This is a genomic window from Nonomuraea composti (genome assembly GCF_012034275.1).
GTDB classification, from domain to species: domain Bacteria; phylum Actinomycetota; class Actinomycetes; order Streptosporangiales; family Streptosporangiaceae; genus Nonomuraea; species Nonomuraea composti.
The window spans coordinates 1-8,270 of the sequence record NZ_JAATEP010000116.1 but is presented as its reverse complement, the minus strand read 5'-3'; the positions used below and the strand labels follow the sequence as shown (position 1 = coordinate 8,270).

At 74.1% G+C, this 8,270-nt stretch carries 9 protein-coding genes and 1 pseudogene; 5 read left to right on the top strand and 5 right to left on the bottom strand.

The genetic code is table 11. The features are described 5' to 3' along the window. Positions 1-153 precede the first annotated feature (153 nt). The 3 genes from HCN51_RS57185 (at position 154) to HCN51_RS57175 (ending at position 3,082) form a co-directional block, all read left to right on the top strand. Positions 154-354, top strand: coding sequence for a hypothetical protein (locus tag HCN51_RS57185; RefSeq protein WP_206069102.1), 201 nt, complete (start codon positions 154-156; stop codon positions 352-354). Continuing rightward, positions 351-1,721: an alkaline phosphatase family protein gene (locus tag HCN51_RS57180; RefSeq protein ID WP_168022146.1), complete on the top strand. Its 1,371-nt coding sequence runs from the start codon at positions 351-353 to the stop codon at positions 1,719-1,721. Before HCN51_RS57185 ends, HCN51_RS57180 begins: the two co-directional genes overlap by 4 nt. A gap of 212 nt (positions 1,722-1,933) precedes the next feature. Then, on the top strand, positions 1,934-3,082 hold the full coding sequence (locus HCN51_RS57175; protein ID WP_168022145.1) for a NosD domain-containing protein: 1,149 nt from the start codon (positions 1,934-1,936) through the stop codon (positions 3,080-3,082). Here HCN51_RS57175 and HCN51_RS57170 read toward each other — a convergent pair. Next, positions 3,069-3,233, bottom strand: coding sequence for a hypothetical protein (locus HCN51_RS57170; RefSeq protein WP_168022144.1), 165 nt, complete (start codon positions 3,231-3,233; stop codon positions 3,069-3,071). The two genes, HCN51_RS57175 and HCN51_RS57170, sit on opposite strands and share 14 nt — an antisense overlap. A 358-nt stretch (positions 3,234-3,591) precedes the next feature. Between HCN51_RS57170 and HCN51_RS57165 the strand changes: the two genes are divergently transcribed. Together HCN51_RS57165 and HCN51_RS57160 are read left to right on the top strand one after the other, a co-directional pair. Next, positions 3,592-4,050 carry a hypothetical protein gene (locus tag HCN51_RS57165; RefSeq protein ID WP_168022143.1) on the top strand — a complete coding sequence of 153 codons (459 nt, stop codon included), beginning with the start codon at positions 3,592-3,594 and terminating at the stop codon, positions 4,048-4,050. Beyond that, on the top strand, positions 4,047-4,652 hold the full coding sequence (locus HCN51_RS57160) for a TetR family transcriptional regulator (protein WP_168022142.1): 606 nt from the start codon (positions 4,047-4,049) through the stop codon (positions 4,650-4,652). Before HCN51_RS57165 ends, HCN51_RS57160 begins: the two co-directional genes overlap by 4 nt. Positions 4,653-4,670: 18 nt before the next feature. On the opposite strand, the gene HCN51_RS57155 is transcribed toward HCN51_RS57160, so the two are convergent. The 4 genes and pseudogenes from HCN51_RS57155 to HCN51_RS57140 all read right to left on the bottom strand — a co-directional run. Continuing rightward, positions 4,671-5,690 (bottom strand): phosphotransferase family protein, encoded by a 1,020-nt coding sequence (locus HCN51_RS57155; protein ID WP_168022141.1) that lies wholly within the window; start codon positions 5,688-5,690, stop codon positions 4,671-4,673. After that, positions 5,687-6,877 (bottom strand): acyl-CoA dehydrogenase family protein, encoded by a 1,191-nt coding sequence (locus HCN51_RS57150; protein WP_168022140.1) that lies wholly within the window; start codon positions 6,875-6,877, stop codon positions 5,687-5,689. Before HCN51_RS57150 ends, HCN51_RS57155 begins: the two co-directional genes overlap by 4 nt. A 57-nt stretch (positions 6,878-6,934) precedes the next feature. Then, positions 6,935-7,717, bottom strand: coding sequence for a CPBP family intramembrane glutamic endopeptidase (locus tag HCN51_RS57145; RefSeq protein ID WP_168022139.1), 783 nt, complete (start codon positions 7,715-7,717; stop codon positions 6,935-6,937). A gap of 204 nt (positions 7,718-7,921) precedes the next feature. After that, a pseudogene (locus tag HCN51_RS57140) lies at positions 7,922-8,270 on the bottom strand (hypothetical protein); the annotation flags it as partial.

The following is an 8,270-nucleotide window of genomic DNA, read 5'->3' as shown; positions in this document are numbered from 1 at the left end:
CCCCCCCCCCCCCCCCCCCCCTCCCCCCCCCTCCCGGGCCCGCCCGGCGCCCCGCCCCCCCCGCCCCCCCCCCCGCCCGCCGCCCCCCCCCCGCCCGCCCCCCCCCCCCCGGCCCCCCCCCCCCCCCCCCCCCCCCCGCCGCTGACGACCACCGTGCCGGTGCTGCGCGAGGCGCTGAAGGAGCTGGTGGGCGGGCCCGAGCCGTTGTGCGACCACTATGACGTGGAGACCTACACGTGGGGGGTGCTGCCGCCCGCGCTGCGCCCCCGTACCCCCGCCCAGCTCGCCGACGGCATCGCCGGCGAGCTGGCCTTCGCCCGCGACCACCTGCGCGACCTCGGAGTGACGGCATGACGAAGCTGCTGGTCCTCGACGTGGTGGGGCTGACCCCGCGACTGCTGGCCCACATGCCCCGCCTGCGGGCGGTGGCCGCGACCGGTTTCCGCGCCGAGCTCGGCACCGTCCTGCCGGCGGTGACGTGCCCGGCGCAGTCCACGTTCCTGACGGGCCTGCCGCCGTCGGGGCACGGGATCGTGGGCAACGGCTGGTACTTCCGCGACCTGGGCGAGGTGCTGCTGTGGCGCCAGCACAACGCGCTGGTCGGCGGCGAGAAGGTGTGGCAGGCGGCGCGCCGCGACCGCCCCGGCTTCACCGTGGCGAACGTCTGCTGGTGGTACGCCATGGGCGCCGACGTCGACTGGACCGTCACGCCCCGCCCCATCTACCGCGCCGACGGCCGCAAGGACCCCGACTGCTACACCGACCCGCCGGGGCTGCACGACGAGCTGACCGCGAAGCTCGGCACGTTCCCGCTGTTCAGCTACTGGGGGCCGGGGGCGGGCATCGCGTCGTCGTCGTGGATCTGCCGGGCCGCCGAGCACGTCATGGCCGTCCACGACCCCGACCTGACGCTCGTCTACGTGCCGCACCTCGACTACGACCTGCAGCGCTTCGGCCCCTCCGACCCGCGCGCCGCCGCCGCGGCGGCCGAGCTGGACACCGTGCTGGCGCCGCTGCTCGACGCGGCCGCGGGCCGGACCACGGTGGTGCTGTCGGAGTACGGCATCACCGACGTCTCCCGCCCCGTGGACGTCAACCGCGTCCTGCGCGCCGAGGGCCTGCTGCGCGTGCACACCCAGGACGGCATGGAGTACCTGGACCCGTGGACGTCGCGCGCGTTCGCCGTCGCCGACCACCAGATCGCGCACGTCTACGTCCGCGACCCCGCCGACGTGCCGGCCGTGGCCAAGCTGTGCGCCTCCACCGAGGGCGTCGCCACCGTGCTCGACCAGGACGGCAAGGTGGCGCACGGCCTGGACCACCCGCGCTCGGGCGAGCTGGTCCTGCTCGCCGAGCCCGACTCCTGGTTCACCTACTACTACTGGCTGGACGACGCCCGCGCCCCCGACTTCGCCCGCGTCGTCGAGATCCACCGCAAGCCCGGCTACGACCCGGCCGAGCTGTTCTTCGACCCGGCCGCCCCGGGCGCGGCCAAGCGGCGGGCGGGGCTGGCGCTGCTGCGCAAGAAGGCGGGCCTGCGTTACGTCATGAGCGTGGTCGGCCTGGACGCGGGCGCCCGCGCGGTGCGCGGCTCCCACGGCCTGCTGCCCGCCGACCCGGCCGACGCCCCCGTCCTGCTCTGCTCCGATCCGGCGCAGGCCCGCTCGCGGTACGAGGCCACGGAGGTGAAGGACCTGCTGCTGCGCCTGGCACGCGCGTGACGACGGCCGGCCCCGGCCAGGGGCCAGCCGTTTGCCCCACTTGTCCAGTTGTGGCCACTTCCGCCTTAGGTGCCGACAAATGCCACAAATGGCCGCAAACTCAAGTCGACCGCGCTCTTTCCGCCCCCGCCCCCTCACCGCCGCACTCTGGAACGTGCCAAACGGCGCTGCGGGCTGCCCTCCAGCGCATCCGCCCAGGAGAAGGAGCACTCATGTCCCGAGGAAGAAAGACCACGCTCACGGCCGCCGCGTTATCGATCGCGCTGGCGGTGCTGGCCGTGCCCGGTGCCGCGCACGCGTCCGCGCTGAACGTCGTGAGCTGCGGCGACGTGCTGACCGGCAGCGTCACGCTCACCGCCGACCTCGTCTGCGCGGGCGGCGACGCGCTCACCGTCGGCGCGGACGACGTCACCATCGACCTGGACGGCCACGCCATCACCGGCGACGGCACCGGGACGGCGGTCCGCGTCCACGGGCACACCGGGCTCGTCCTGCGCGGCGGCAGGGTCACCGGCTTCGCGGAAGGGCTGTACGCCCTCGGGACGAGCGGCGTCTCGCCCGACGTCACCGTCACCGGCGTGCGCTTCACCGACGCGCTCGTACGGGGCCGCAACTCCACCATCACGGTCGGCGGCACCCTCGGCAGCTGCCGCCTGGCGGGCGCCGACCTGCGGGGCGGGCCCGGCAAGCTCGTCGTCGACCGGTGCCGGGTCACCGGCGAGGTGCGGCTGTACGAGTCGAACTACTCGGCCATCCGGCACAGCCTGCTCAGCCACGGCCTGCTCGGCATCGGCCAGTCCGACCGGGGCGAGTACCTCACCAACGTCTTCGACGACTTCCCCGTGCTCATGGGCACCCCCGAGTGCCGCCGCAACCTGTTCAAGGGCAACGTGTTCAAGAACGCCGGCACGGCGTTCGAGACCAGCGAGGCCTACACGCCCGCCAACGCGAACGTGATCGAGAAGAACGTGTTCCTGGCCAACGACATCGGCCTGCTGGCCGACTACACCTTCCGCAACACGATCGTGCGCGACAACGTGTTCACCGCCAACCGCACGGTCGGCATGTACCTGGAGAATCGCAGGACCGTCATCCCCAGCCCCGACCCGGTCTCGGGGAACGTGTTCGTCGGCAACGGCCACGCGCCCAGCGGCATCGTCGACGACGACGGCAACCCCGTCCAGGGCGGTCTGCACCTCATCACCCGGCTCGACCCGGCGGCGCGCATCGCGCTGGCGAACAACGTCGGCACCGGCAACGCCGGCCGGATGATCTGGGCGCCGCCCGGCATGGTCATCGACGGCGGCGGCAACCAGGGGCCCTGCGAGCCGGCGCCCAACCCCGACCTCACCTGCTGGTGACCCCGAGGATCACCGGGAGGGCCAGCGGCCCCTCGGTGATCCAGGACGGCGTGTAGGCGATCTCCTCAGGAGGCACCCCCAGCCGCAGCTCCGGAAAGCTGCCCTCGCCGGCCAGCACCTCGCTCACCACCTCGTCCCGTAGCCGGCACACGGTCACGGTGGCGCGCTCGCCGGGGTACGGGAAGGGGATGGGGGAGCGGGGGTGGGAGCGGGCATCCCTCCATCGCGGTACGGCGGCCTCTTGCCAGCTCGGACGGTAACCCGGAAAGTCGGGATTTGTCCCGGCCCAACCCGACCCCTCGGCCTCACCCCTAAGCCCCGTCTCCGGCCCCCGTCTCCGGCCCCCGTCTCCGGCCCCCGTCTCCGGCCCCTGCCAGCGGCTCCGCCCGCTCGTCGGCGCATGCTCGGAGGCGGGCTCCGCAGCGGCATCGGGTGATCGGACTCCGGCGTTCGCGGAAGATCGGGATATCGCCCCTGGGCCGGCCGTCCCCGGCGTAAGGTGTGCCGATGTGAAGCGCCGCCCCCGCCCTCTCCTGGCAGCCGCGGCAGGCGTGGCCGCCCTGGCCCCCGTCTACTACCTCACCGACGCCGCCGCCCGCTGCCTGCGCACCGGCCAGGCCGCGTTCTCCCCGGCCCCGCTCGGCCTGGCCTACCTCGCCGCCGTGGCCGTCCTCGTCACGCTCCTGACCGCCTGGCCCGCCGCCGCGCTCGGCTGCGGCGTGCCGCTGACGGCGGCGGGCGTCCTGTTCGCCCTCGACGTGGACGCCGCGATCCGCCTGGCGGCAACCCTGCCGTGGGCGCGGGCCGGCGGACTGCCGTGGTCCCCGCCGGGCGGCGCGCCGTGGGCGGAGCTGGCCGAGCCGCCCGGCACGCTGGCCGGCATGAGCGGCCTGTACGCGCTCATCGGCGCCGTCCTCGTGCTGTCGGCGCTGCCCAGGCTCCGCCGGCGATCTATCCTGGACGTGTGAGCGGGCGGGATCCTGATCGGCGCAGGGCGCTGCTCGACGCCGCCGACCGGGTCATCATGAAGGAGGGCCCCGGCGTGTCGATGGCCGCCATCGCCGCCGAGGCCGGCATCACCAAGCCCATCCTCTACCGCCACTTCGGCGACAAGCACGGCCTCTACCAGGCCCTGGCCGACCGCCACGTGCGCACGGTCATCGCCCAGCTGCGCCCCGAGTTCGCCGCCACCGGCGCCGACCCGCGCGGCAGGGCCAGGGCGGCCATCGGCGTCTACCTCGACCTCATCGCCGCCAACCGCAACCTCTACCGCTTCCTGTTCCACCGGGCGGGCGCCGAGGACAGCCGGGTCCGCTCCCACATGACGTCGCTGGTGCGCAGCCTGGGGGAGGAGCTCGGCGAGGTCCTGGCCGCCGAACGCGCGGTGCCCGACCCGACGCGCGCCCAGGTGCTGGGGCACGCGTTCGTCGGCATGGTGCAGACGACCGGCGACTGGTGGCTCGACCATCCGGAGGTGGACCGCGACGAGGTGGTGGAGGGCCTGGTGGACGTGATCGCGACGGCCCTCACGCCCGCTGCCCGCGCCGGGAGCCCGGCGCGCACCGCCTGACGCCGCGGCCGTCCCCGGCTACCCTCGTGCTCCCCGCTGCTCGCGCAGCAACCGCAGCAGGTCCCACTCGTTCTCGCACACGCGCCGCCCGATCGCGGCCAGCTCCACGGAGCGGGCGCCGCCGCGCAGGTGCCGCATCGTCTGCATGACGCAGATGACGCCCCACTTGAGCACGCCGAACGTCTCCCACCACCGCAGCGCGTCCCGATCGACGGCCTGCCCACCGGCCTCCTCGTAGGCGTCGATGAGCTCGCCGTACTCGCCGAACCCGCCGACCGGCAGCGGCGAGCCGAACCGCCACGCCTTCACGCACAGCCACCCGAGGTCCTCCAGCGGGTCGCCGGCGTGCGCGAGCTCCCAGTCGAGCACCGCCCTGATCCCCTCGGGCCCGACGATGAGGTTGCCGTTGCGGAAGTCGCCGTGCACGACCGTACGCCGCCCACCGGCCGGACGGGTCGCGGCCAGCCGGCGCAACGCCAGCTCGAACACCGGGTGCGGCTCGCCGAGCTGGTCGAGCACGTCCCGCCAGCGCAGCAACGGGTCGTCCGCCTGCTCCTCCACGTGCTCCTGCGGCGGGAGCGCGGTGAGCGGCATGCGGTGGATGGCGGCCAGCGCCTGCCCGCACTGCCGGGCCAGTCGCGGCCTGGCCGCCGCGTAGGCGTCGTCCCGCAGGATCTTGCGCGGGATCGTCTCGCCGGGGACGCGCGTCATGAGGATGTACGACTCCCCGCACGCGACGATCCGCGGCACCGGCACCCCGGCGACGGCCGCGGCCCGCATGAGCCGCGCCTCCACGCCCAGCCCGGCACCCAGCCCAGTACCAGTACCGTCTGCAGCGCTTCCCTCCATGGCGGCGGCGCCGGGGGAGTCGAGCCGCAGGATCAACTCGTGCCTCCCCTCGTCGGGCCCTCCGTCAGGCAGGGTCACGTCCAACGCCCAGGTCTCGCGCGAAGCGCCGCCGGGCAACCGCACCCCGGCCTCGACCACCGCCTTCTCCCCGAGCGCCGCACGGACGACGGCGTGCAGGCCGGTGGTCATCGCAGGCCGAACTCCCACGACCCGCCCGCCGCGTACTCGCCGAGGATCCGCCGTCCCACGGAGTCGATGTGCACCTCGTCAGGGCCGTCGTAGATGCGCCCGGCCCTGGCGTGCCGGTACATGCGGTCGAGCGGCGTGTCGGGCGTCAGCCCGGCGGCGCCGTACACCTGGATCGCCCGGTCGATGACGTTGTGCAGCATGCGCGCGCCCACCACCTTGATCGCCCCGATCTCCACGCGGGCCTCGGAGCCCCGGTCGATCGCCTCGGCGGCGTGCAGCGTGAGCAGCCGCGCGGACTGGATCTCGGCGTAGGAGTCGAACACGTGCTGCCGCATGAGCTGCTTGGCCGCCAGCGGCTGCCCGAACGCCGTACGCTCGTGCAGCCGTACGCACATCAGGTCGAAGGCGCGCTGCGCCTGCCCGAGCCAGCGCATGCAGTGGAAGATGCGCCCGGGCCCGAGCCGCCGCTGCGCGATGACGAAGCCCTGCCCGCGCTCGCCGAGCAGGCTCGACGCGGGGACGCGCACGTTGTCGTAACGCACCTCGCAGTGCGCGCCGTCGAGGCCCAGCACCGGCGTCTCGCGCACGATCGTGTACCCGGGCGTGTCGGTCGGCACCACGATCATGGAGAACGCGCGGTGCGGGGGCGCGTCCTGCTCGGTCCTGCACATCACGGTCGTGTACGCCGCCCGCGACGCCCCGGTGGTGAACCACTTGTGCCCGTTGATCACCCATTCGCTGCCGTCGAGCACGGCGGACGTGGTGATCTGCGTGGGGTCGCTGCTGGAGACGCCCGGCTCGGTCATCGCGAAGCTGGGCGAGATGTCGCCGCGCACCAGCGGCTCGAGGAACCGCTCGCGCTGCTCGGGCGAGGCGTGCTCGTGCAGCATCAGCGAATCCTGCAGCGTGTACGTGCCGAGCGCGAGCTGCCCGTACTCGCTGCGCCCCTGCACCTCGTTGACGTAGACGTAGTCGAGGAACGGCAGCCCGCCGCCGCCCAGCTCGCGCGGGTGGCCGAGCGCCCACAGGCCCTCCTTCTTGGCCTGCGCGCGCAGCTCCTCCAGCGCCGCCGAGGCGGCCGGCCCGCCCTCGTGCAGCACCGGCTCGGCGGGCTCGACCCGCTCGGTCATGAACGCGTGCACGGCATCGCGAACCGGCCGCACGCTGTCGGGGACCGCGAAGTTCATAATCCGCACCCAACCCGAAACCCGGGCACCGGTCAACGGCCCGATCGTTGTGAGGGGTCAGGGCAGCCAGCTCACCCGGCCGCGCAGGAAGGCATATCCGACGAAGGCGACGGCGTCGATGAGCGTGTGCGCCATGATCAGCGGCATGGTGCGCCCCCACTTCTGGTACGCCCGCCCGAACACCACCCCCATCACCACGTTCCCGACGAACCCCCCGAACCCCTGATACAGGTGGTAGGACCCGCGCAGCAGCGACGACACCGCCACCGCCTTCCACGGCGTCCATCCGGCCTGGCCGAGCCGGTGCAGCAGGTAGCCGGCGACGATGACCTCCTCCAGCACGCCGTTCTGCGCGGCGGCCAGCAGCAGCACCGGCACCTGCCACCACTCCCCGGGCAGCGCGCCCGGGACGACGGTCAGGTTCACGCCGGCCGCCCACACCGCGAGGTAGAACGCCAGCCCGGAGCCGCCGATCGCGGCGGCGAGCAGCGCGCCGCGCAGGAGGTCGCCGCCGGGCCGGCGGAAGTCGGCGCCGATCGTCCGCAGCGACTCGCCCGAGCGCACCATGAGGTACGCCACGAGCCCCACCGGCGCGACCGCGATCGCGATCTGCACGAGCTGCAGCGCCAGGTCCAGCCAGGGCCGGCCGGGCGCCATGGACCCGACGAGCACCGCCTGCTGGCCCTTGAGCTCGCGCGGCGCGGTCAGCGACCCGATCAGCCGCACGAACGCCACCAGGGCGCTGGCGCCGAGCGAGACGGACATCACGACGAAGAGCTCGGCCTTGATGAGGCGCGGTTCGAGCCCGTGAGCCGGCGCGAGGGGGGACTGAGTGTGCATGTGCGCAGATTAGCCGGTACATGATCCGATGCTGATAAAGGCGACATGTCCCCCCGGCTTGCCGGGGGGACATGTCGGGTCACCGCGCGGGCGGGCACGCGCGGCGCGGCGCCCGGACCCGGACCCGGACCGGCGCCCGGACCCGGACCGGTGTGCGGGACGCAGGTCGGCGCGCGCCGGGTGCTCGGCGGGGCGGCGCGGGCGTCAGCGCAGCTCGCGGACCTCGAACGGCGTCCCGTCGAAGGAGCCGGACAGCGCGGGCCGCTCCCGGGCCGTGAACGCCGCCCACGCCAGCTCCACCCGGTACGTCCTGCCGCCCGGCACACCGGCCCCTGTGACGGTGAGCGAGGCCGTGGCCGTACCCGGAGCCGCGCCCCGAGTCGCGCCCGAGGTCGTGGCGGTGTCGGGAGAAGTGAGGGTGATGCGGCCCGTCACCTCCACCCCGGGGACGAAGGCGGCCCGCTCCAGGTCGATCGTCCCGTTGCCGAAGGTGATCAGGCCGCCGCGCAGGCCCGCCTGGGACGTCAGCCGGCCGTGGACCATGTTGTAAGGG

Excerpts from the sequence above, each read along its gene's own strand:
- HCN51_RS57180 (WP_168022146.1), top strand. The coding sequence starts at position 351 with ATGACGAAGCTGCTGGTCCTCGACGTGGTGGGGCTGACCCCGCGACTG.
- HCN51_RS57175 (WP_168022145.1), top strand. The coding sequence starts at position 1,934 with ATGTCCCGAGGAAGAAAGACCACGCTCACGGCCGCCGCGTTATCGATC.
- HCN51_RS57155 (WP_168022141.1), bottom strand. The coding sequence starts at position 5,690 with ATGACCACCGGCCTGCACGCCGTCGTCCGTGCGGCGCTCGGGGAGAAG.
- HCN51_RS57150 (WP_168022140.1), bottom strand. The coding sequence starts at position 6,877 with ATGAACTTCGCGGTCCCCGACAGCGTGCGGCCGGTTCGCGATGCCGTG.
- HCN51_RS57145 (WP_168022139.1), bottom strand. The coding sequence starts at position 7,717 with ATGCACACTCAGTCCCCCCTCGCGCCGGCTCACGGGCTCGAACCGCGC.